The organism is Micromonospora mirobrigensis (genome assembly GCF_900091555.1).
Classification (GTDB): Bacteria; Actinomycetota; Actinomycetes; order Mycobacteriales; family Micromonosporaceae; genus Micromonospora; species Micromonospora mirobrigensis.
Genome location: NZ_FMCX01000001.1, coordinates 1,397,766 through 1,420,530, shown reverse-complemented (window position 1 = coordinate 1,420,530; position 22,765 = coordinate 1,397,766). Strand labels below are relative to the sequence as shown.

21 protein-coding genes are annotated in these 22,765 nt (G+C 73.7%); 9 read left to right on the top strand and 12 right to left on the bottom strand.

What is annotated here, in order from left to right:
* Positions 1-135 precede the first annotated feature (135 nt).
* Positions 136-618, top strand: coding sequence for a SigE family RNA polymerase sigma factor (locus GA0070564_RS06750; RefSeq protein WP_091603937.1), 483 nt, complete (start codon positions 136-138; stop codon positions 616-618).
* The gene (locus GA0070564_RS06745; protein ID WP_091603935.1) at positions 618-1,676 is read left to right on the top strand and encodes an LCP family protein; all 1,059 of its coding nucleotides are present in this window, start codon (positions 618-620) and stop codon (positions 1,674-1,676) included. The genes GA0070564_RS06750 and GA0070564_RS06745 overlap by 1 nt, the downstream gene beginning before the upstream one ends.
* A gap of 45 nt (positions 1,677-1,721) precedes the next feature.
* Here the strand turns inward: GA0070564_RS06745 and GA0070564_RS06740 are convergent, their stop codons facing one another.
* On the bottom strand, positions 1,722-1,934 hold the full coding sequence (locus GA0070564_RS06740) for a hypothetical protein (RefSeq protein ID WP_091604699.1): 213 nt from the start codon (positions 1,932-1,934) through the stop codon (positions 1,722-1,724).
* 199 nt (positions 1,935-2,133) lie between these two features.
* On the opposite strand from GA0070564_RS06740, the gene GA0070564_RS06735 reads away from it, so the two are divergent.
* Positions 2,134-2,517 (top strand): phage holin family protein, encoded by a 384-nt coding sequence (locus GA0070564_RS06735; RefSeq protein ID WP_091603933.1) that lies wholly within the window; start codon positions 2,134-2,136, stop codon positions 2,515-2,517.
* Positions 2,518-2,640: 123 nt separating this feature from the next.
* Positions 2,641-3,663, top strand: a complete 1,023-nt coding sequence (gene fbaA / locus GA0070564_RS06730) for a class II fructose-bisphosphate aldolase (RefSeq protein ID WP_091603930.1) — start codon at positions 2,641-2,643, stop codon at positions 3,661-3,663.
* 63 nt (positions 3,664-3,726) lie between these two features.
* Here fbaA and GA0070564_RS06725 read toward each other — a convergent pair whose 3' ends face one another.
* A complete protein-coding gene (locus GA0070564_RS06725; protein ID WP_091603928.1) occupies positions 3,727-4,938 on the bottom strand; it encodes an LOG family protein in 1,212 nt (403 codons plus the stop codon).
* Between the two features lie 276 nt (positions 4,939-5,214).
* On the opposite strand from GA0070564_RS06725, the gene GA0070564_RS06720 reads away from it, so the two are divergent.
* The gene (locus tag GA0070564_RS06720) at positions 5,215-5,643 is read left to right on the top strand and encodes a DUF3151 domain-containing protein (RefSeq protein WP_091603926.1); all 429 of its coding nucleotides are present in this window, start codon (positions 5,215-5,217) and stop codon (positions 5,641-5,643) included.
* A gap of 51 nt (positions 5,644-5,694) precedes the next feature.
* On the opposite strand, the gene GA0070564_RS28765 is transcribed toward GA0070564_RS06720, so the two are convergent.
* Both GA0070564_RS28765 and GA0070564_RS06710 read right to left on the bottom strand, forming a co-directional pair.
* Positions 5,695-7,662, bottom strand: coding sequence for a MinD/ParA family ATP-binding protein (locus GA0070564_RS28765; RefSeq protein WP_141714709.1), 1,968 nt, complete (start codon positions 7,660-7,662; stop codon positions 5,695-5,697).
* A 76-nt stretch (positions 7,663-7,738) separates the two neighbouring features.
* Complete coding sequence (locus GA0070564_RS06710) at positions 7,739-8,785, bottom strand: diacylglycerol kinase family protein (RefSeq protein ID WP_091603924.1); 1,047 nt, start codon at positions 8,783-8,785, stop codon at positions 7,739-7,741.
* 121 nt (positions 8,786-8,906) lie between these two features.
* On the opposite strand from GA0070564_RS06710, the gene GA0070564_RS06705 reads away from it, so the two are divergent.
* The 3 genes from GA0070564_RS06705 to purD all read left to right on the top strand — a co-directional run bounded on the left by GA0070564_RS06705 (position 8,907) and on the right by purD (position 12,661).
* The gene (locus GA0070564_RS06705) at positions 8,907-10,196 is read left to right on the top strand and encodes an adenylosuccinate synthase (protein WP_091603921.1); all 1,290 of its coding nucleotides are present in this window, start codon (positions 8,907-8,909) and stop codon (positions 10,194-10,196) included.
* 194 nt (positions 10,197-10,390) lie between these two features.
* Complete coding sequence (locus GA0070564_RS06700; RefSeq protein WP_245669822.1) at positions 10,391-11,329, top strand: PDDEXK family nuclease; 939 nt, start codon at positions 10,391-10,393, stop codon at positions 11,327-11,329.
* A gap of 84 nt (positions 11,330-11,413) precedes the next feature.
* Positions 11,414-12,661 carry a phosphoribosylamine--glycine ligase gene (gene purD, locus GA0070564_RS06695; protein ID WP_091603919.1) on the top strand — a complete coding sequence of 416 codons (1,248 nt, stop codon included), beginning with the start codon at positions 11,414-11,416 and terminating at the stop codon, positions 12,659-12,661.
* A 55-nt stretch (positions 12,662-12,716) separates the two neighbouring features.
* Here purD and GA0070564_RS06690 read toward each other — a convergent pair whose 3' ends face one another.
* From GA0070564_RS06690 to GA0070564_RS06670, 5 genes are all read right to left on the bottom strand, one after another.
* The gene (locus tag GA0070564_RS06690) at positions 12,717-13,883 is read right to left on the bottom strand and encodes a serine hydrolase domain-containing protein (protein ID WP_091603916.1); all 1,167 of its coding nucleotides are present in this window, start codon (positions 13,881-13,883) and stop codon (positions 12,717-12,719) included.
* A gap of 147 nt (positions 13,884-14,030) precedes the next feature.
* Positions 14,031-15,371 (bottom strand): MFS transporter, encoded by a 1,341-nt coding sequence (locus GA0070564_RS06685; protein WP_245669821.1) that lies wholly within the window; start codon positions 15,369-15,371, stop codon positions 14,031-14,033.
* Positions 15,372-15,419: 48 nt separating this feature from the next.
* A complete protein-coding gene (locus tag GA0070564_RS06680) occupies positions 15,420-16,982 on the bottom strand; it encodes an AMP-binding protein (protein WP_091603911.1) in 1,563 nt (520 codons plus the stop codon).
* Between the two features lie 182 nt (positions 16,983-17,164).
* Positions 17,165-18,379, bottom strand: coding sequence for an acyl-CoA dehydrogenase family protein (locus GA0070564_RS06675; protein ID WP_091603909.1), 1,215 nt, complete (start codon positions 18,377-18,379; stop codon positions 17,165-17,167).
* 2 nt (positions 18,380-18,381) lie between these two features.
* Positions 18,382-18,834, bottom strand: a complete 453-nt coding sequence (locus GA0070564_RS06670) for an SCP2 sterol-binding domain-containing protein (RefSeq protein WP_091603906.1) — start codon at positions 18,832-18,834, stop codon at positions 18,382-18,384.
* A gap of 76 nt (positions 18,835-18,910) precedes the next feature.
* Between GA0070564_RS06670 and GA0070564_RS06665 the strand changes: the two genes are divergently transcribed.
* Positions 18,911-19,549 carry a TetR/AcrR family transcriptional regulator gene (locus GA0070564_RS06665; protein ID WP_176730557.1) on the top strand — a complete coding sequence of 213 codons (639 nt, stop codon included), beginning with the start codon at positions 18,911-18,913 and terminating at the stop codon, positions 19,547-19,549.
* A gap of 72 nt (positions 19,550-19,621) precedes the next feature.
* Here the strand turns inward: GA0070564_RS06665 and GA0070564_RS06660 are convergent, their stop codons facing one another.
* From GA0070564_RS06660 to GA0070564_RS06650, 3 genes are read right to left on the bottom strand one after another with little or no spacing between them, the layout of a single operon-like run.
* Positions 19,622-20,239, bottom strand: a complete 618-nt coding sequence (locus GA0070564_RS06660; RefSeq protein ID WP_091603901.1) for a DedA family protein — start codon at positions 20,237-20,239, stop codon at positions 19,622-19,624.
* Positions 20,240-20,295: 56 nt separating this feature from the next.
* A complete protein-coding gene (locus tag GA0070564_RS06655; protein ID WP_091604692.1) occupies positions 20,296-21,387 on the bottom strand; it encodes a MaoC/PaaZ C-terminal domain-containing protein in 1,092 nt (363 codons plus the stop codon).
* The gene (locus tag GA0070564_RS06650; protein WP_091603899.1) at positions 21,387-22,757 is read right to left on the bottom strand and encodes a 3-oxoacyl-ACP reductase; all 1,371 of its coding nucleotides are present in this window, start codon (positions 22,755-22,757) and stop codon (positions 21,387-21,389) included. Before GA0070564_RS06650 ends, GA0070564_RS06655 begins: the two co-directional genes overlap by 1 nt.
* Positions 22,758-22,765: the final 8 nt, after the last annotated feature.

Here is a 22,765-nt window from a genome sequence, read left to right as displayed (position 1 = left end):
CTTAGGAGATCCTTAAGCGGTTCGGGGACCCGTTCGCCCCTCCCGCGCCGGGGACTGGCCAAAAGGTTGACCGGTGTCGAATGCAATGTTCCGGGCAGCCGCGCCCGTCATCCGGTCGGGACACCGGGAGGTGCAGTGACGTACGAGGAATTCGCCGACGCGCGACTGGCCGCGCTGCTGCGGTACGCGGTCATGCTGACCGGCGATCCGCACCAGGCGCAGGACCTGGTGCAGGACACCATGGTGCGGGCCCAGCTGAACTGGCGCCGGATCGCCCGGGCCGACTCGCCCGAGCGGTACGTACGCCGGATGTTGACCAACCAGTTCGTCGACTGGCGGCGCGGCTCCTGGGTGCGTCGGGTGCTGCTGCGCGGCGAGCCGGACGACGGCCCGCCGGCGCCCACGGACCACGCGCAGTCCGCGGTGGACCGCGACGAGGTGTGGGACTGGCTGTCCCGGCTGCCGCGCCGCCAGCGGGCCACGCTGGTGCTGCGTTACTACGAGGACCTGCCCGACGCGGAGATCGCCGAGATCCTCGGCTGCGCGGTGGGGACCGTCCGATCGTCCATCTCCCGTGCCCTCGCCACGCTCCGGGCCACATACGCGGAGGCTTGCTGATGACCGAGGAAGAGCTGCGTGCCGCGTTCGCCCGGCACGAACCGTCGACCCCGCCCACCGGGCCGGTACGGGCGGCGATCGACCGGCTGGTGGCCCGCCGCCGCCGCCGTCGGCGGGGAGCCGCCGTGGCCGGGGCGGCGCTGGCCCTGCTCGGCGTGCTCGGGCTGGGCGTGCCGCAGCTACGCACCCTCGGTGACCGGCCGGCCGAGGCGCCGCTGTTGGCCGGGCACCCGACGTCCGACACTCCCACCGAAGCGCTGAACGTGCTGCTGCTCGGGGTGGACGCGGCGGACGACTCCAGCCCGTCGCGCGCCGACTCGGTCCTGATCGTGCACATTCCCGCCGACCGGAGCCGGCTCTATCTGATCTCGGTGCCCCGGGACCTGCCGGTCGCCGGGCGCGGGTCGGGCGCCGAGAAGTTGAACGCGACCTTCGCCGCCGGGGCGGACCGGGCCGACCTGCGCGCCGGCTACGCGGCCACCCGCCGGGCGGTGACCGACCTGACCGGCGTACGCCTCGACGCCGGCGCGGTGCTCACGTACCCGGTGCTGCGGACGCTCACCGACGCGGTGGGCGGGGTGGACGTCTGCCTGGACCGGCGGATCCCCTCGGCGCACACCCGCCGGGTCTTCCCGGCCGGCTGCCAGCACCTCGACGGTCCGGCCTCGGTGGACCTGCTCCGCCAGCGGTACGGGCTGCCGTCGGGCGGCCTGGACCGGGACCGCAACGCCCAGCGCTACGCCGCCGCGCTGCTGCACCGGATCGACCAGCGGGGTGTGCTCGACAATCCGGTGCTGCTCGGGTCGCTGCTGCGGGAGCTGGACGGCGGTCTGGTCGCCGAGACCGGCCGGTCGACCCTGCCGCAGTTGCTCACGCTGGGCGCGACGGCGGCCCGGGCCGAACCGGTGGCGGTCTCCGTGCCGGCCGGTCTCGCCGCAGGGCGGCCGGGCGGGGTGGCGCTCGACCGGTCGGCGCCGGCCTTCTTCGCCGCGCTCCGCGCGGACCGGCTGGCCGCCTGGACGGCCGCGAACCCCAGGTGGGTCAACCCGCTGGACTGACCCTCGAACCGGTCCCGCCCGGCAGGGCGGGGCCGGGCGCGCCGGTCAGCGGTAGTCGTCCTCGTCGCCGGTGACCACCCGGGCCTGCTCCAGGGCGTCCCAGTCGTCGACCTCCAGGCCCCGGTACGGCTCGGGCTCGACGTCGCCGGGGTCGGTGGAGGTGGCCTGCTCGACCGCGTCGGCCGGCTCCGCCTCCAGGCCCCGCTCCTCCGGAGCGAGGTGGTCGCTCGGGGTGAAGTCCTCGTCGGGCTGACCCATCTTCCCTCCCTGGATCTCGGCGGGCGGCTGCTCCACCCACCGTACGGGCTGCGTCGGCCGGCCGCCCGGAGAGAAGGAAGGGCCCCCTGTTAACGCCTTTCGTATAGGAAGGGCCCCCTGTTAACACCCTGCGTCGCCGCCCTGCGACGAGTCGTGGGGATTGCCCACCGGGCTGGCGGGGCGGTGCCAGGATGAGGGGGTGGGTTTCCTGATCCGGCTGGTGATCACCGCGATCGCGCTGTGGGTCACCACGCTGATCGTGCCCGGGGTCGAGGTCTCCGGGCGCAACGGGGCGAACACTGCGCTCACCCTGCTGGTGGTGGCGCTGATCTTCGGCGTGGTCAACGCGGTGCTCAAGCCGGTAATCAAGGTGTTCGGCTGCGTGTTCTACCTGCTCACCCTGGGCCTGTTCGCGCTGGTCGTGAACGCGCTGCTGTTCCTGCTCACCGACTGGATCGCCCGCGGGCTGGACCTGCCGTTCCACGTGGACGGCTTCTGGGCGGCGTTCTGGGGTGCCATCGTGATGGCGGTGGTGAGCTGGCTGATCAGCGTGGCCGTACCGGACCGGCTGGAGGGCCGGTGACGGGTCGGTTGTGCCCGCCGCCACCTTCTACGGGATACTTCCCGCGGTGGACAGCGCGGTCCGGCGCACCAACGGAATGAAGCGGCCTGCACGGCCGACAGCGGTAAGTAAGGAGCGCATCACATGCCCATCGCTTCCCCCGAGGCTTACGCGGAGATGCTGGACCGCGCCAAGGCTGGCCGGTACGCGTACCCCGCGATCAACGTGACCTCGTCCCAGACCCTGAACGCGGCGCTGAAGGGCTTCGCCGACGCGGAGAGCGACGGCATCATCCAGGTCTCCACCGGTGGCGCGGAATACCTCTCCGGCCCGTCGGTCAAGGACATGGTCACCGGCGCGGTGGCGTTCGCCGCGTACGCGCACGAGGTGGCGAAGAAGTACCCGGTCAACATCGCCCTGCACACCGACCACTGCCCCAAGGACAAGCTGGACAAGTTCGTCCGCCCGCTGATGGGCATCTCGCAGGAGCGGGTGAAGGCCGGCCAGGAGCCGCTGTTCCAGTCGCACATGTGGGACGGCTCGGCCGTGCCGGTCGCGGAGAACCTGGAGATCGCCGCGCAGCTGCTCGACGAGGCCGCCAAGGGCAAGATCGTCCTCGAGATCGAGGTCGGCGTGGTCGGTGGCGAGGAGGACGGCGTCGAGAACGCCATCAACGACAAGCTCTACACCACGGTCGACGACGGCCTGGCCATGGTGGAGGCGCTCGGCCTGGGCGAGAAGGGCCGCTACATGGCGGCGCTGACCTTCGGCAACGTGCACGGCGTCTACAAGCCGGGCAACGTCAAGCTCCGCCCCGAGGTCCTCAAGCAGATCCAGGACGCGGTCGGCGCCAAGTACGGCAAGGAGAAGCCGCTCAGCCTGGTCTTCCACGGCGGTTCCGGTTCGCTGCTGTCGGAGATCCGCGAGGCGCTGGACTACGGCGTGGTCAAGATGAACATCGACACCGACACCCAGTACGCCTTCACCCGCCCGGTCGCGGACCACATGTTCCGCAACTACGACGGCGTGCTGAAGGTCGACGGCGAGGTCGGCAACAAGAAGATGTACGACCCGCGGGTCTGGGGCAAGGCCGCCGAGGCCGGCCTCGCCGCCCGGGTCGTCGAGGCCTGCGAGCACCTGCGCTCCACCGGCACCCGGATGAAGTAACCGGCTCCGCCGGTTAACAGGGGCCCCTTCTTAACGCTATGCGTTAAGAAGGGGCCCCTCCTTTCACGCGGTCAGCACCCCGACCGCCTCCCGCACGTCGTCGGTGAGCAGGACGGTGCTCGACAGGTCGCCGAACGGGGAGGCGGCGAGCAGGGGCCGCAGCAGCGCCTCGACCGGCAGCTCGTCGGTCCAGTACGCCCGGTCCAGGAAGACGTACGCGCCGCTGGCCCCGTCCGTGCCGTAGTAGGTCTTCGTCGCCGCCTGGAAGACCTCCTGCACGGTGCCGGCCTTGCCGGGGGCGAAGACGATCCCGCCCCGGGCCAGCCGCAGGATGGTGTCCTCCCGGATCGCGTTGGAGAAGTACTTCGCGATCCGGCCGGCGAACAGGTTCGCCGGCTCGTGCCCGTACAGCCAGGTGGGGATGGCGAGCCCGCCCGAGCGGGCCCAGCCGGTGTCGGCGGGGGCGGGGCGCTGCGCGGGCAGGGTCGGCCCGGCCGCGTACCGGGTGCGGACCCGCAGCGCCACCTCGGTGTAGCGGTCGTGGTCGGTGAAGTCGGGCGCCGTGGCGAGCAGGTCGATCGCCGCGGTCAGCTCGTCGGCCGGCCAGGCGGAGAGGAACGCCCCCAGGTTGGCCGCCTCCATCACGCCGGGCCCGCCGCCGGTCACCACCAGCCGGTCGGCCCGGGCCAGCTCCCAGCCCAGCACGGCCGCCATCCGGTACGCGGCACTGCCGCGCGGCACCGCGTGCCCACCCATCACGCCGACCACGGACTGCGGCCCGTGCGCGTCCAGCCAGGCCCGGGTCGCGTCGGCCAGGGCGTTGTCCACGCCGTGGTCGTGCAGCCGCTGGCCGAGCGCCTCCCGGACGTCGGGCAGCGCCCCGCCGTGCGCCCGGAAGTGCTCGTACACCCGGGTGTCGTACATGCCGGCGAAGCCGCCGTCGGCGAACCCGGCGGCCAGGTCGTCGGCGCTGTAGAGGTGGGACGGCTGGGTCGGGTACGGCAGGCCGGAGAAGGGCGGCACCACGTTCGCGCCGCGCCGGACCAGGTCGGCGCCGACCTCCCGGCCGGCGAACCGGCAGCCCACGAAGAGGGTGCCGGTGACCTCGGCGCCGGTCAGGTCGGGGACGGGGTCGAGGTCCAGTCGCAGGCCCTGCACGGTGACCCCGGCGAGGCTGCCGGTGGCCAGCCGCCGGTCGAACGCGGAGCGGGTCTCGATCTCTTCGACGGTGCGTCGGTGCGGCGCGATGACGTCCGCGGGAGGTGGGGTCGGCACCAGGTCATCCTGCCCGGAGTGGGCAACCCGGCAAACCTGGGCCCGGCCGGTCCCCGGAGGACGACAGGAGCCCGGCGGCCAGGCCGCCGGGCTCCTGCGTAACCGGGTCCTGGGGAGGCTCCGGACCAATAGTTGTAGTGGAAAACATCCCGCCGCGGCATGGGCCGCGGGTACGTGTGGCAGGGGCCGGGGGCGTGACCAACGCCTCAGCCGTTCAGTCAGCCGGCTCCCCGGACCCCCTCGCGCGGCGGCGGGCGAAGCGGGTTGAATGGGGCGATGCAGAACCTGTTGCCTGAGCCACCGGCCACCCTCCTGCCCGCGCACGAGGAGGCTGACGGCCTCCTCGCGGCCGCCGCCGACCAGGGCACCGACGAGGCGTACGCCGAGGTCGCGGCCCGTTTCCCGAGCTACAGCGCCGGTTGGGGCGCGCTGGCCAGCCGGGCGCTTTCCGCCGGCCAGGTCGTCCCGGCGTACGCGTACGCGCGCACCGGCTACCACCGCGGCCTGGACCAGCTGCGCCGCAGCGGCTGGAAGGGCCACGGCCCGGTGCCCTGGTCGCACGCGCCGAACCAGGGCTTCCTGCGCTGCCTGTACGTGCTCTCCCGAGCCGCGGGCGAGATCGGCGAGGCCGACGAGGCGGCCCGCTGCGCCCAGTTCCTCCGCGACTGCGACCCGGCCGCCGGGGACGCCCTCGCCGGTAACTGACGACCGCGCCGCGCCCGGCCGGCCCCGCCCGGGGTCGGCCGGGCTCGGCGTTCAGAGCCCCTCGGCCACCGACGCGGCGATCTTCAGCCAGGCGTCCCGGGTGGCCGAGGAGAGCTGGCCGTACCGGATCGGCTCCCCGGTGTCGATCAACCGCTCGTACGGCGCCAGCAGCACCGCCCGGGTCCGGGCGGCGAAGTGCGCCTGGATCGCCGGCAGGTCGATCTCCTTGCGGGACGGCGGCATCGAGACCACGGTGACCGCCTGCCGGACGAGTCGCTGCCGGCCGCTCTGCTCCAGGTGGTCGAGCATCCGCGCGGCGGTCTCCGCCGAGTCGTTCCGGGCCGACATGGTGACCACCAGCTGGTCGGTGGCGTCCATCGCGGCCTGCCAGTTCTGCGCCCGGACGTTGTTGCCGGTGTCCACGAAGATCAGCTTGTAGAAGCGGCTGACCACGTCCCGGATCTCGGCGAAGGCGGCGGCGGTCAGCATCTCGCCGCCGGTGGCCGACTCGTCCGAGGCGAGCACGTCGAACATCCCCTCGCCCTGCGAGCGGACGTACTGCGACAGGTCGCCGACCCGGCCGTGCGCGCCCTGGAACTGCCCGAGGTCGCGCAGCATGTCCCGGACCGTACGCGAGTGGAAGTCCTGCTGGGCCCGCATCCCCAGGGTGCCCTGGGTCTCGTTGTTGTCCCAGGCCAGCACGTACCCGCCGCGCTTCTGCCCGAAGGTCATCGCGAGCAGCAGGATGGCGACGGTCTTGCCGGCGCCGCCCTTGGGGTTGACCACCGTGACCTGACGCAGCCCGCCGAAGTTGCGGCGGACCATCTCGATGTCCCGGCGGATCTCCTGCTCGTGCCGGCCCGGGGCGAGCCGCAGCAGCCCCATCCGGTTGACCACCGCCCGGACGCCCATGGTGGCGACCGGGTCGACCGGCCGGGCCTGCCGGCGACGGGCGAAGTCCTCCGCCGTCGGGGCGGGACCGGCCTCCGGCGTCCAGCCCTGCTGGGCCGGCGGCACCCGGGTCACCCCGTCCGCCTCCTGGTACGGCTGCTGCGGCACCGGGGAGACGCCGGGGACGCCCTGCTGCCAGGCCGGCGGGTACCAGCCGCCCGCCTGCGGCTGCGGGGCCGGAGCCGGCACGGCCGGTGGCGGGTAGCCGGGGATGCCCGGCGAGGGCGGGAACGGCCCGAGCCGGGGCGCGGTGTCCTCCGCCTGCGGGCCGGCTCCGGCCTGCTCGTGCGGTGGCCCGGCCTGGTGCTGCGGCGGTCCGGCCTGCTGATGTGGTGGGACGAGCTGTGCATGCGGCTGCCCGGCCTGCGGGTGGGGCGGGCCCGGGTGCGGGAGCTGCTGCTGCGGCGACCCGGCCTGGGTGGGGCCGGTGTGCGGGGCCGTGGCCGGCCGCCCGTCGGCCGGCTCCGCCCCGGGCGGCCCGGCGTCGGCCGTCCGCCCGTCCGTCGCCGACTCGCCGGTGGTGGTCGCCCGCTGCGGCGGCTGCGCCCAGGGCGACTCACCGGCGCTCCGCGCGCCGTTCGCCGTCGCGCCCGCGGCTCCCGAATGCGCCTCCGCGGCCGGCGGAACGTCGGCCGGGACCGGTGCGACCGGGGCCGGTGTGACCGCGGCCGTGGGTGGCGTGACCGGAGCCGTGAAGGGCGTGACCGTGGCCGGGGGTGGCATCTCCGGCGGGTTCTGGGTGGGTGTGCCGGCGGCCGGGACCGGCGCCGGGGACTCGGCCACGACCGGCCAGGCCGGTGCTCCGGTACCGGCCAGGGGCGGCGTGGGCGGCGGCCGGTCCAGGGTGAACGGCTGGTCGAGGTCGACCGGCGCGGGCGCCGGCGGGCCGACCCGGGGCGCGGGCACCGCCGGCGGCGGGCCGAGGGTGGGCTGGGTGGTCACCGCCCACGGCTGCGCCGCGAGGGCGTCCGGAGTGCCCGGTTCCGGGGGCCAGAGCGGTTCGATGTCCCGTTCCGGCACCCCCTGCTGACCCGGCCCGTGGACCCGGTCCGCGTTGTCGTCCACCACGGTTCCTCCCCATTCCTCCCGCCGAGGATAGGCCGTCCGATCCGGCGGTGGAGTGTGACGGGACCGCGACGCAGGGTCAGGCCGTCCAGACCGCCCAGGCGCCGGGCTCGATCCACCACGACCGCTTCCGGCTCAGCTCTCCCTCGACGCCGTCGTCGAGGTAGGGCACCTTCTCGTCCCGGGGGACGACGGCGACGGCCCGGCCGCGGGCCCGGCGTACCTCGAACCGGACCTTCCTCCTGCCCAACGCCGAGCGGGTGACCACGGGCACGGCCACCGCCACCTCGACGAGGCCGTCGGCCGGGTCGGGGGCGGTGAGCAGCGGCAGGCCGTCCAGCTGGGCGTACCCGCCGGCGTTGCCGACCGCGCAGGCCAGGATCGGGTCCTCGCCGTGGGAGAGCACCGCGTCGTCCACCTCGATCCGGCCACGCCAGTGCAGCGGCCGGCCGGCGTCGTCGGCGGCGCCGAGCAGCGCGCCGTCCAGGGTCACCGAACCGCCGTCGTTGCGCAGCAGGTCCAGCCGGCGCGGGGTGCCGTCGAGCACCGCGGCGGCCACCGCCGCCGGATCCCGGGGCAGGCCGAGCTGCGCGGCCAGGTCACGCTGTGTGCCACTCCGCGCCGGATCGAGCGGGAGTACGCCCACCGGCGGCAGGTCCGGCACCGTCCGGTTGCCGGGCAGTTCGGCGGGGCGTCGGCTGGGCGGCGGGGCGTACCGGCGGACCAGCCGCCGCACGACGGCCCGTAGCTGTGCGTCACTGGCCGTGGCGACGACCAGCCGGGTCTTGGAGTCGGGGTCGGGCCAGGTCAGGCCGTCCGGGCGCGGCGGCCCGTCCAGCCGGGCCAGCACCTCGTCGACCTCGGCGTCCGAACGGGCGGTCACCGTCTCCACCCGCGCGCCCCGGGCGGTCAACGCGTCCGCGCAGGCCAGCACCGGTACGCGCGGCGTCTCGCAGCGCTCGTCGGCGGTCTTCGCAGCGGCCCCGTCGGTGTTCTTCGCGGCCACCCCGTCGGCGTTCTCCGGGGCGGCCCCGTCGGCGCCACCGCAGCAGGCTCCGCCGCTGCCGCAACCGCCGCCGGGAGCGTCCCGCTCCGAGCCGAGGGTGAGCAGCACCACGTCGTACACGAAGGAGCCTCCTGCTTCTCGACGAACCCCTGCCGGTCCCGCCGTCACTACTTGTTAGCCTGACACCCCGGGCTCGCTGACCGGTCGCCACCTGGCACCCGAGCCTTCTGGAGGCGAGAAGATGCCAGCGATCGTGCTGCTCGGTGCCCAGTGGGGCGACGAGGGCAAGGGCAAGGTTACCGACCTGCTCGGTGGGCGGGTCGACTACGTCGTGCGCTACTCCGGCGGCAACAACGCCGGGCACACCGTGATCACCCCCGACGGGCAGAAGTACGCGCTGCACCTGATGCCGTCGGGCGCGCTCTCCCCGAGCGCGATGATCGTCATCGGCAACGGCGTGGTGGTCGACCCGAAGGTGCTGCTGGAGGAGATCGACGGCCTCGCCGAGCGGGGCGTGGACGTCTCCCGGCTGCGCATCTCCGGCGACGCGCACCTGATCATGCCGCACCACCGGGCGCTGGACCGGGTGGTCGAGCGCTACCTGGGCAGCTCCCGGATCGGCACCACCGGCCGGGGCATCGGTCCCGCGTACGGCGACAAGGTCGCCCGGATGGGCATCCGGCTACAGGACCTGCTCGACCCGGGCATCCTGCGCAAGAAGCTGGAGCTGGCGCTCCGCGAGAAGAACCAGCTGCTGTTCAAGATCTACAACCGCAAGGCGATCGACGTCGAGGAGACGGTCGAGGAGTACCTGCGGTACGCGGAGCGGCTGCGGCCGTACATCGCCGAGACCCGGGTCATGCTCTGGGACGCGCTGGACCGCGGCGAGACGGTGCTGCTGGAGGGCGCCCAGGCCACCATGCTCGACATGGACCACGGCACGTACCCCTTCGTCACCTCGTCGAACCCGACGGCCGGCGGCGCGTGCGTGGGCGCGGGCATCCCGCCGACCGCGATCACCAGGGTCATCGCGGTGAGCAAGGCGTACACCACCCGGGTGGGCGCGGGCCCGTTCCCGACCGAGCTCTTCGACGACAACGGCCGGCACCTGGTCAAGATCGGCCACGAGTACGGCACCACCACCGGCCGGGAGCGCCGGGCCGGCTGGTTCGACGCCGTCGTCGCCCGGTACGCCTGCCGCCTCAACGGCGTCACCGACCTGGTCGTCACCAAGCTGGACGTCCTCACCGGCCTGCCCAAGGTCCCGATCTGCGTCGGCTACGAGATCAACGGCGAGCGCTTCGACGACATGCCGATGACCCAGACCGACTTCCACCACGCCAAGCCGATCTACGAAGAACTCGACGGCTGGTGGGAGGACATCACCAAGGCGCGCACCGAGGACGAACTCCCCGAGAACGCGAGACGCTACATCGCGCGCATCGAGGAACTCGTAGGCACCCGCGTCAGCGTCGTCGGCGTGGGCCCCGGCCGCGAGGAAAACGTCCTCCGCCACCCCCTCCTCCCCTAACCCCCGGCCCCCCCGGCCCCCGCCCCCCCGCCCCCCGCCCAACGCCCCGTTGATCATGAAGTTGGCGTCTAAATCCGCTCTGGATCTGACGCCAACTTCATGATCAACGACGGCTGCGAGCCCCTGAAGGGGGTTTTCCACAGCGTTGTCCACAGGGGTGGTGGGTTTGGGTAGGGGTCGGTGAGGGTGGGCGGATGGCCGATCCCCGAGTGGTGTTGGACGGGCTTGCCGTCGCGCCTGGCGAGATGGTGACGCTGAGTCGGGCACTGGCTCTGGGGTTCACCCGGGACCAGGTTCGCCACTTCGCCCGTTCAGGGCGATGGACGAGGGTGGCACGGGGCTGCTTCGTGCCGGTTCCCGGCTGGGACGTGGCCTCGCTTCGTCGGGCGCGGATCCGAGCCGCCGTCGCGAGTCTCGGTCCGGATGCGGTGGCCGTGCTGGGTACCGCCGCAGAACTGCACGGGATCGGCGGGCTGCCCCGGACCGCGGCCGTGCACGTCTCGCTACCGGGACGTCGCTCCCGTCCGCTGCGCCGTACGGATCCGAACCTGGTGGTACATCAGTTCGTGCTCCAGCCGTCGCACATCGGTACGCTCGCCGGCGTTCCCGCCACCACTCCGGTGCGTACGGTGGCGGATCTCCTCCTCCGGGTGGGTCGCTATCCGGCCGTGTGCCTCGTGGATTCGGCACTGAACCGGCGGCTGTTCACGGAGCCGGATCTCGGCGCGGTCGCCGCCCTTCTCGCCCGTCGCCGAGGCGCCGTATCGGCCAGGAAGTGGCTGGTGGAGGCGGACGGTCGAGCTCAGTCGCCGTTGGAGACCCGGGCTCGGTTGCGGTGTGTGGACGGCGGCGTGCCGCCGGACGTGCTCCAGGTCGAGGTCAGGGACGCGGACGGTTACCTTCTGGGGGTCGGTGACCTGGGTTGGCGGGCCAGGCGACTGATCGCGGAGGCGGACGGCAGGGCGGCGCACGGCAGCGCCCGTGCGCTCTTCGAGGACCGCCGTCGCCAGAACCGCCTGGTCAACGCCAGCTGGACGATCCTCCGCTTCACCTGGTCCGACACTCTCCACCCCGACTACATCCCCCATGTCGTCCGCCAAGCGCTGCAGGCGTCCACACGCAATCGATCATGAAGTTGGCGTCGGGCGGTGCGCAATGTGAGACGCCAACTTCATGATCAACGGGGTGGGGGTGGGAGGTCAGTAGGATGCGGGGTCGTGCGGGTTCTTTTGGTGGGTGGTGGGGGGCGGGAGCATGCGCTCGCGCTCGGGTTGGCCTCCGACGAGGCCGTCGAGGCGTTGATCGCGGCTCCGGGCAATCCGGGGATCGCGAGCGTGGCGGAGCTGCGGGAGCTGGATGCGGCCGATCCGGCGGCGGTCGCGGCGCTCGCCGTGGACGTCCGCGCCGACCTGGTGGTGGTCGGGCCGGAGGCGCCGCTGGTGGCGGGGGCCGCCGACGCGGTACGCGCCAAGGGGATCGCCGTGTTCGGGCCGTCCGCCGAGGCGGCCCGGCTGGAGGGGTCGAAGACGTTCGCGAAGGACGTGATGACCGCCGCCGGGGTGCCGACCGCCCGCGCGTACACCTGCACCGACGCGGCGAGCACCGCCGCGGCGCTGGACGAGTTCGGCGCGCCGTACGTGGTGAAGAACGACGGGCTCGCCGCCGGCAAGGGTGTCGTGGTGACCGACGACCGGGCCCGGGCGTTGGAGCACGCCGCCGAGTGCGGCCGGGTGGTGGTCGAGGAGTACCTCGCCGGCCCCGAGGTGTCGCTCTTCGTGGTCACCGACGGCGAGGCGGCCGTGCCGCTGCTGCCGGCACAGGACTTCAAGCGGGTGGGTGACGGCGACACCGGTCCGAACACCGGCGGCATGGGGGCGTACGCGCCGCTGCCGTGGGCGCCGTCCGGCCTGGTCGACGAGGTGATGCGGGACGTCGTGCACCCCACCCTGGCCGAGATGCGCCGCCGGGGCACCCCGTTCGCCGGCCTGCTCTACGTCGGTCTGGCCATCACCGCCGCCGGACCGCGGGTGATCGAGTTCAACGCCCGGTTCGGCGATCCGGAGACCCAGGTCGTACTCGCGTTGCTGGAGACGCCGCTGGCCGGGCTGCTGCACGCGGCGGCGACCGGCACGCTGGCCGCGCACCCGCCGCTGCGCTGGCGGGACGGCGCGGCGGTGACCGTCGTGGTCGCCGCCGAGGGCTACCCGGCGGCGCCGCGCTCCGGCGACCCGATCACCGGCGCGGACCGCCCGGGCGTCATCCACGCCGGCACCCGCCGCGACCCCGACGGCACGTTGCGCTCCGCCGGGGGCCGGGTCCTCTGCGGTACGGCCACCGGCGCCGACCTGGCCGCCGCCCGGGACGCCGCCTACGACCTGGTACGCGCCATCGAGCTGGCCGGTTCGCACCACCGCACCGACATCGCCGCCGCCGCGATCGACTCCCGGATCGTCCTGCCCGCCTGACCCGTCGTGTCCCGGGCGGTGCCGCCCACCGCGGCGTCGCCCGGGACGTGCCGGCTCAGAGCAGTCCGAGCGCGGCGCCGATGACCCGCTCGGCGGTCCGGCTCAGCTCCTCCCCCTTGGCGTCGGTGCCGGTGATCGAGTACTCCACCCGGAACCGACCGTCCCGGGTGGCTGCCACCGCCGCGAGATAGCCGTACCGGGAACCGGTCTTGATCCACAGGATCTCGCCGGCCGGCAGCGGGTAGGCGGTGAGACCCGCGCTGTAGCGGGCGGGTCCGCCGGAGACGTCGTGGACGGCCGGCAGCGTGAACATCTCGGGGAGCTGGGCGGCCGGCACCACCCGACCGGCGAACAGCGCGGTCATGAAGCTGTCCAGGTCGGCCAGACTGGAGATGAGGTTGCCGGCGGCCGGCGTGAACGTCTGGCTCCACACGGTCGCGTCCACCAGCTCGGTACGACCGTCCCGGACGACGGCCTGGTAGCCGTGCGCGTGCGGGCCGCGGATGCGCGGATCGTCACCGGGGGCGTACGTTTCGTGCAGACCGAGCGGGCGGGCGATCCGCCGCTGGATCTCCTGGGCGTACGAGTGGCCGGTCACCTTCTCGATGAGCATGCCGGCGACGATGTAGCCCGCGTTGGTGTAGCGCTGCCGGCTCCCGGGCTCGAACTCCCGGGGGTTGCGCAGGCCGAGCCGGACCAGCTGTTCCGGGCTCCAACGGTCGTACCGGTGGGCGAGCTGCCAATCGATGCCCTCGTCGGGCGGACTGGCGCTGGGTAGCCCGCTGGTGTGGTTGAGCAGTTGCCGGACGGTCACGGCCGGGTAGCCGGCGGGCAGCAGGCCGGGTAGTAGCTGCTGCACGGTGTCGTCCAGCTCGATCCGATCCTCGGCGGCGAGTTGCAGCACCACCGCCGCGGTGAAGACCTTGGTGACGCTGCCGACCCGGAACCGGGCGTGCGGTGGCACCGGCGCCTGACTGCGCAGGTCCCGGACGCCACTGCTGCCGGTCCAGCAGCCGGCGGGGGTGATCACCCGGACCTGGGCGCTGGTCGCGTCGGCGTCGGGAAGCCCGCCGATCGCCTCGCGGAGCGGGCCGGTGGGCAGGGTGCCCGGCCGGCAGCCGTCGACGACGGGTAGGGCGGACGCGGCCCGGGCGGGCGGCGCGAGGGTCAGCGTGACGGCGAACGCCAGGCCGGCGGCGGCCACGCGATGGAGGATCGTCATGCTGGCAGCCTGCCGCCGTCGGTGACCGCCGGCATCGGGGAGACCTCCGGACCGGACCCCGACCGTCCATTCAGGGATGTCCCGGTCAGGCGTGGTGGCGGCGCAGCTGTCGTGCGAGGACCGCGCCGGTGGCGCTCGTCGGGCCGGCTACCGCTGTTCGGCGGGGTCGCGGGGGCCGGTGGGGATCGACTGCTCGCCGACCGGCAGCGCCGGTTCGGCCGTCTCGCCGGGCGGGGCGGGCGGGTACAACGGCTCGGAGTCCAGCTCGCGCAGCACCGGCAGCAGGGCGGCGACCACGGCGGCGGCCAGCACCGACCCGGCCAGCCAGAGGAACGCCGTCCGGATGCCCAGCGCCTCGACGAGCGGGCCGGCGAGCAGGTAGCCGGCCGGTCCTGCCGCGTACGCGAAGGAGGTCACCACCCCGACCACCCGGCCGCGCAGCCGCTCCGGGGTGCGGGTCTGCATGGCGTAGTTGGAGAGCGGCCCGACCGGCCCGTACGCGATCCCGACCAGCGCCGCGCAGGCGAGCATGGCCGGGTACGGCGGCAGGAACGCCAGGCCGAGCAGGGCGCCGCCGGTGGCCACCAGCGCCACCGCGAGGAGGGTGCGGCGGCGGATCAGCCGACCGGCCACGCTGGAGGCGAGCGAGCCGACCACGGTGCCGATGCTCATCGTCATCAGGATCGAGCCCAGCCGCGCCGGCTGGCCCTGCTCGACGAACCACGCCGGCAGCAGCACCCCCTCGACGGGCAGGTAGAGCGCCACCAGCACCATCATGATCAGCGCGATGGCACGCAGCAGCGGATCCCGCCAGACGAACCGGAGCCCCTCCACGGTTCCCGTCCAGAGGCCGGCCGGGGGCTTCTTGGGGCGGCCGGCGCCGGGCAGCCGGACGGCCGCGACGAGCAGCACCGCCAGGGCGAAGCCGGCGGCGGTGACCCAGAGCGTGTTGCCCGGACCCACGACGGCGATGAGCACGCCACCGACGCCGGGGCCGAAGAGGAACGCCAGGCCCCAGACCGCCTTGTGCACGCCGTTGGCCTGCTCGAGGCGCCAGCCGGCGGCCTGCGCGGCGGCGGGGAGCATCGTCTCCCGGGCGGCCAGCCCCGCCGGGTCGAAGACGGCGCCGAGGGCGGCCAGCACGACGACCCAGCCGATGTTCAGCCCGAGCAGGGCGTCCACCACCGGGATCAGCGCGACCGAGATGGCGGAGAGGGCGTCGGACACCACCGCCGTACGCCGCCGGCCGATCAGGTCGACGACGGTGCCGGAGAAGAGGCTGGAGACCAGCAGGGGCAGTGCGGTGGCGGCGGCGACGACACCCGCGGCGGTGGCGCTGCCGGTGCGTTCCAGCACCAGCCAGGGCAGCGCCACGGTGGCCACCCCGTTGCCCGCCCCGGAGAGCAGGGTGGCCGCCTCGAGCAGCACGAGCGGCGTACGGCGACGCGTCCCGTCGGTGGTCATGGTGTTCCCGGCTTCAGGCATCATCGTCGATCGACCCTAGCCAGAATCCACCAAAGTGGATAGTCCTGCCGGTCAGCCGTAGTAGCGGCGCAGCTCCCGGGCGAGCACCTTGCCGGTGGCGTTGCGCGGCAGGTATTTCACGAAGACCACGTCCCGGGGTACGGAGAACCGGGCCAGGTAGTGCCGGACGTACTCGCGGACCGCCTCCGGGTCGAGCGTCTCGCCCGGTTGCAGGGCGAGGAACGCGGCGAGCCGCTGGCCGTACTCGTCGTCGGGGACCCCGATCACGGCCGCCTCGCGTACCTGGGGGAGCTGGGCGATCAGGTCCTCCACCTCGGACGGGAAGACGTTCTCCCCGCCGGAGACGATCATGTCGTCGGCCCGCCCGTCGACGAAGAGCAGCCCCTCGGCGTTGATCCGGCCCAGGTCGCCGGTGTCGAGCAGGCCGTCGTGGGTCTCCCGGCGTAGGCCGGAGGTGTAGCCCTCGAAAAGCATCTCGTTGCCGACCAGGATCCGGCCGACCCGCCCGTCCGGCACGGGCGCGCCGGTGTCGTCGAGGATCGCCAGCCGGGTGCCGTGCGGTGGCCGGCCGGCGGTGGTGGGCGCCTGCCGCAGGTCGGGCGGGGTGGCGATGGACGCCCAGGAGACCTCGGTGGAGCCGTACAGGTTGTAGAGGACGTCACCGAAGGTGTTCATGAACCGGTGGGCCAGCCCGCCGGGCAGCGCGGACCCGCTGACCGCGACCACCTTCAGCGTCGGCCGGGGGTCCGGGATCGGCACCTCCAGCAGCCGTTGCAGCATCACCGGTACGGCGAAGAGCGCGTCGCAGCCCTGGGTGCCGAGCGCGGTGAGGGTGGCGGCCGGGTCGAAGCGGCGGTGCAGCACGATGGTGGCCCGCAGCGCGAAGGAGACCTGGAGGGCGGCGTACCCCCAGGTGTGGAAGAGCGGCGCGGCGATCATCACCCGGTCCCGGGCGTGCAGCGGGATCCGGTCGATGATGGAGACCAGCGGGCCGAAGCCGTTGGGGGTGGGGCGGCGGGCGCCCTTGGGGGTGCCGGTGGTGCCGGAGGTGAGCACGATGATCCGCCCGTCCCGCTCCGGCGGTTGCAGCTCACCCGGGGGCGCTGCGGTCACCAGGTCGGCCAGGGCCCGCTCGTCTATCCGGGGCAGTTCGGCGGGGAGCCCGAGCAGCCGCTCGGTGAAGTCGTCGTCGTGCACCAGCACCCGCAGCGCCTGTTCCTCGGCCACGGTGGCCAGCTGGGCGGCGGAGAGCCCGGTGTTGACCAGCACCGCGTCCGCGCCGAGCAGGGTCGCAGCCACCACCGTCTCGATCAGCCCGTGGTGGTTGCGGCAGAGCACACCGACCCGGTCACCGGCCTGCACGCCGAGCCCGGCCCGCAGCGACCGGGCCACCCGTTCGGAGCGGTCGAGCAGCTCCTGGTAGGTCAGCTCGGCGCCGTGCTCGTCGATGACGGCGGGGCGGCCGGGGTCGCGGGCGGCGGCCTGGCGCAGTTCGCCGGCGAGACTCCAGCCCCATCTGCGCAGCGCGCCGAGTTGGGAGGCGACCCGGACGGGCCGGCCGGGGGTGAGCAGCCCGCGACGCGTCAAGGTGGCGACGACGAACGGCAGGTCCATGGCCGTGAGCCTCCTCGGGGGTGCGGGAAGGCCCGGCCGGGGCCCTCCGGGGGCGTCGTCTTCCGATCATGCCCGCTGGCCCCGCGGGGGCGCAGGGTGCCGTGGGCCGTCCCACGCCGATGATCACTCTCCGTCATGGAGGTGGTCACCCTCCGGCTCGGCGGGTGGGCCGAGCCGGAGGGTCAGCGGATCTGGACGCCCGAGATGGCCCGGGAGACGACCAGTCGCTGGATCTCGGAGGTGCCCTCGAAGATGGTGTAGATCTTGGCGTCCCGGTACCACCGCTCGACCGGGTGGTCGCGCAGGAAGCCGGCGCCGCCGAGCAGCTGCACCGCCTTCTCGGTGACCGACACGGCGACCTCGCCCGCCTTCAGCTTGGACATCGAGCCCTCGCCCGCGGTGAAGGGCCGGTTGTTGCGACCCATCCAGGAGGCCCGCCAGACCAGCAGCCGGGCCGCGTCGATCTCGGTACGCATGTCGGCCAGCGCGAACGCGACCGCCTGGTTGGCGATGATCGGCCGGCCGAACTGGACGCGCTCCTTCGCGTAGTCCAGGGCGTACTCGTAGGCGGCCCGGGCGACGCCGAGCGCCTGCGCGCCGACGGTCGGCCGGGAGAGCTCGAAGGTCCGCATGGCGGCCTGGCCGGCGGCGCGCTGCCCGGACCGGGCCCGGGCCAGCCGCTCGTCCAGGGCCTCCTTCTCGCCGAGCAGGCAGCGGCCGGGCACCCGGACGTCGTCGAGGAAGACGTCGGCGGTGTGCGAGGCGCGCAGCCCCAACTTGCGCAGCTTGCGGGTGGCGGCGAGCCCGGGCGTCCCCGGCGGTACGACGAAGGCGGCCTGCCCGCGCGAGCCGAGGGTGGGGTCTACCGAGGCGGTGACCACGTGCACGGCGGCGATCCCGCCGTTGGTGGCGTACGCCTTCTGGCCGCTCAGCACCCACTCGTCGGTGGCCTCGTCGTAGCGGGCCCGGGTGCGCATGGCCCCGACGTCGGAGCCGGCCTCGGGTTCGCTGGTGCAGAAGGCGGCCACGGCCGGTTCGTCCACCGTGCCGAAGCACTGCGGCACCCACTCGACGAGCTGGTCGGGGGTGCCGGCGCCGAAGATGGCGGCGACCGCGAGGGAGGTGCCGAAGATGCTCATCCCGATGCCGGCGTCGCCCCAGAAGAGCTCCTCGCTGGCGATCGGGAGGGAGAGGCCGGTGGGGTCGGCCCAGCAGGTGGCGAGGAACTCGAAGCCGTAGAGCCCGACCTTCGCCGCTTCCTGGACGATCGGCCAGGGAGTCTCCTCCCGGGCGTCCCACTCGGCCGCGGCCGGGCGCACGACCTCGGCGGCGAAGCCGTGCACCCAGTCGCGGAGGTCCCGCTGTTCCTCGTTCAGGTCTAGCGAGAACTCGGCCATGATCAGGCCTTGGGGATGTCGAACAGGTTCGCGATGTTGGCGGCCAGGCCCAGGTCGCCCTTGGCCTTCAGCTTGCCGGTCATGAACATCATCACCGGGTTGGCGCCACCGGAGACGATCTTGAGGAACTCGACCGGGCCCATGGTGAGGCTCAGCTTCGGGTCACGGGTGGCGCCCTCGTTGACCGTGCAGGTGCCGTTCTCGACGACGACCTCGTAGGTGTCGGTGCCACCGTCGGGGCGGCCGGTGATGTTCCAGTGGATCACCGCGTTGGTGTTGCCGGCCTTCTCCGGGCGGAACAGCGACGGCATCCGGCCGAAGACCTCGCTGAGGATCTTGCCGCGGGCGTCGCCGGACATCACCTGGGCGATCTTGTCGTCCGGGGTGGTCTTGACCAGCTGGGCGAACTCCTTGGGCCCGACGTTGGCGAAGTTGGCCGGGTCGAAGTCAGTCATGGGGGAGACACCTTCCGGGGCAGGCGATTTGGTTACTGAAGCGTAACCTTACGCACGAGTAGGTATGCTGGCAAGAGTGTCCAGCACACCCGCCTACAAGCGCCTGCCCCGCGCCGTACGCGAGCAGCAGATGCTCGACGCGGCGGTCAAGGTCTTCTCCCGCCGCGGCTTCCACGCCGCCAGCATGGACGAGATCGCCGACGACGCCGGCATCTCCAAACCCATGGTCTACGCCTACCTCGGGACCAAGGAGGAGCTCTTCGTCGCCTGCCTGCACCGCGAGGGCACCCGGATGACGGAGGCCATCGCCGGGGCGGCCGCCCCCGACCTCCCCGCCGACGTCCGGCTCTGGCGCGGGCTGCGCGCCTTCTTCGGCTTCGTCGGCGCCCACCGGGACGGCTGGGCCGTGCTCTACCGGCAGGCCCGCGGCTCCCAACCGTTCGCCGGCGAGCTGGCCACCATGCGCGCCCGACTGGTCGAGGTGGTCGCCGGGATGCTCGGCCACGCGCTGCGCGCCGAGGGGCGCGAGGTGGGCGAGACCGAGCTGGAAGTGGTCGCGTACGCCCTGGTGGGCGCCTCGGAATCGCTCGCCGACTGGCTCGCCGACCACCCCGAGGCCGACCCGGAGAAGACCGCCACCCGGATGATGAACGCCGCCTGGCTCGGTGCCGGCCGACTCCTGCACGGCGCCACCTGGCACCCGCCCCAGGTGTAAGGAAGGGCCCCTTCTTAACGCCTTCTGCATAGCAGGGGGCCCCTGTTAACACCGGGCGGTGATCGGTGCGGCTCAGCGACGCGGGGCGGCGCGGGCCCGAGCCCGGCGGTGGGCCCAGCGGAGCACCTCGAAGATGCCGGAGACGGCCACCGACAGGCCGACGCCGACCAGCAGCCCCTTGACCGGGTCCCGTTCGAAGGCCAGCCCGCCGAAGTAACCGAGCAGCCCGCAGTAGAGCGCCCACGTCCCGCAGGCCAGCAGGTCGTACCCGAAGAAGGAGCGCAACGGATAGCGGACCGCGCCCATGGTCAGGGTGACCGCGGTCCGGCCGCCGGGCACGTAGCGGGCGGTGGTCAGGATCATCCCGCCGCGCCGGTCGACGGCCCGGCGGGCCCACTCGGAGCCCGACCGGCGCCGGCTGTCCGCCGGCAGCCGGGCCAGCCGGTGCGCCCCGCCACCCCGGCCGATGCCGTAGGAGACGTGGTCGCCGGCGAGCGCCCCGACCGCCGCCGCGACGATCACCCCGGCAAGGTGCGGCTCGCCGCCCGCGGCGAAGACCGCCGCCGTGATCACCACGGTCTCCCCGGGTACGGCGGGGAAGAACGCGTCGACCGCGGTGACCGCGATGATCACCAGGTACACCCACGGCGACGTCACCGTCTGGTGCAGCAGGTCGAGCACGTCCCCCATGCCCTCATGCTTCTGCCCGGGGGTGTTAAGAGGGGGCCCTTCCTCTACAAAAGGCGTTAAGCGGGGGCCCCTCCTTCGGTCTGGACGGTGCCGGCGAGGTGCGGCCGGCCGTCCCGCGCCGCGTGCAGCCCAAAACTCCAGCCGCCGTCCACCGGCGCGGCGCTGAACGCCACCGTCGAGGGCAGCGGCACCGGCAGCTTGAACGCCACGTCGACCGTGTACGCCTCCGGCAGCCGGTTCTCCAGCGCCGCCAGGCAGCGCGCCTTGCTCCACATGCCGTGCGCGATCGGGCGCGGGAACCCGAACAGCCGGGCACCGAGCCGCGAGGTGTGGATCGGGTTGTGGTCGCCGGAGACCCGTGCGTAGTCGGTGCCCACCCGCGGGGTGAGCGGCCAGCGGGCGGTGTCGGCCGGCGCCGCGGGCCGGTCGCCCCGGTCGCCACCGCCGGCCCTGTTCTCCCGGCTGAGGTACGTCGAGACGCCCCGCCACACCTCCTCGCCGGCCACCGACGCGACCAGCACCACGTCGAGCTGCCGGCCCCGGTCGTGCGGGCGCAGGTTCTCGGCGTACGTGACGAAGTCCAGCGTGTCGCCCGCCTCGACCGGCCGGCGCACGGTGATCCGGTTGGCCACGTGCACGATCCCGGTCAGCGGCACCGGGAAGTCCCGCGCCGTCATCAGCCGCAGCGACAGCGGAAAACCCAGCACGTGCGGGTACGTCCCGGGCAGCCGGTCGGCCAGCCGGAAGCCGCAGACCCGGTCGTAGTCGGCCAGGTGGGCCCGGTCGACGGCGACCCCGTGCACGGCCAGCTCGACGGCGGGGATCCGGTCGCCGCGCCGGCCGCCGAGGCCGGGCAGCGCGCCGAGCAGCGCCCGCCGGTACAGCGCGCCGGCGGCGGGCAGCTGGAGCAGCGCGACCCGTTCCGGCCCGGCCGGCGCTGCGGTCTTGAGGTGCGCCGACAGGTCCTGGGTGGCGTAGGCGGAGAGGTCGTGGGTGGCCTCGACGCTCACGTCGTGCCCGTCCGGCTCGCGGGCCGGCGGCCGGGGCAGGCCGGGACCCGAGATCACCTGGGTGGGGCCGTCGATCAGGTCGTGGACCGACAGTTCCTCGGCGGGACCGTCCTCGGACCGGCGCTTCCGGATCGCCATCACGCCCCCAACAGGCTCTGGCCGCAGACCCGTACGACGTTACCGCTGACCGCGCCGGAGGCCGGCCAGGCCAGCCAGCCGATCGCCTCGGCCACGTCGACCGGCAGGCCGCCTTGGGACATGCTGTTCATCCGGCGACCCGCCTCGCGCAGCGCCAGCGGGATCCGGGCGGTCAGCCGGGTCTCGATGAAGCCGGGGGCGACGGCGTTGACGCTGACCTGCCGCTCACGCAGGACCGGGGCCAGCGAGTCGACCAGTCCGATCACGCCGGCCTTGCTGGTGGCGTAGTTGGTCTGGCCCCGGTTGCCGGCGATGCCGGCGATCGAGGAGACCGCGACGATCCGCCCGCCGGCGGGGATCAGGTCGCGCTCCAGCAGCACGTCGTTGATCCGCTCCTGGCTGGAGAGGTTGACGTCGATGACCTGGTCCCACCGGTCGGCGTCCATCCGGCCGAGGGTCTTGTCCCGGGTGATGCCGGCGTTGTGCACCACCACGTCGACCCGGCCGTGCCGGGCGGCCAGGTGATCGGCGAGCCGGGTCGGGGCGTCCGGGGTGGTCAGGTCGAGCTGCACGGCGGTGCCGCCGATCTCGTTGGCGACCGCGGCGAGGGCGTCGCCGGCCGCCGGGACGTCCAGCGCCACCACCTGGGCGCCGTCGCGGGCGAGCACCTTGGCCAGCGCCGCGCCGATGCCCCGGGCCGCGCCGGTGACCAGGACGACCTGGCCGTCGAGCGGGCGGTTCCAGTCGGCCGGGGCGGTCGCCGTGCCGGCGCCGACCCGGACCACCTGCCCCGAGACGTACGCCGACCGGCCGCCGAGCAGGAAGCGGAGCGTGGACTCCAGGCTGGTCAGGGTGCCGGCGTCGCCGTCGCGCGTCACGTACACCAGCTGGGCGGTGACGCCCCGGCCGAACTCCTTGCCGATGCTGCGGGTCAACCCCTCCAGGGCCCGCTGGGCGGTGGCCTCGCGCGGGGTGGCGCACTCGGTCGGCGGGGTGCCCAGCACGATCACCCGGCCGCTGGGCAGCACCGAACGCGCGTGCGGGTGGAAGAAGTCGTAGAGCTGGCGCAGGCCGGTGGAGTCGGTGATCCCGCTGGCGTCGTAGACCAGCGCGCCGTACCGCTGGGGGGTGCCGTCGGCGGCGGTGGTGCCGGCGACCGGGTCACGTGGCTCGACCCCGGCGAAGGTCAGGATCTTGGTGACCGGTTCGGCGAGCCGGCCGCCGTCGGCCGCGCCCACCAGGGCGGGACCGGGCAGCAGCGGATCGCCGGGGGTGTGTCGGCGCAGCCGAGGTGGGTCGGGCAGGCCGAGGCGCTTCACCAGCGCACGGCCGGCCCCCGATTGGACGAAGCTCGCGTACCTGTCGGTCATAGGCGTAG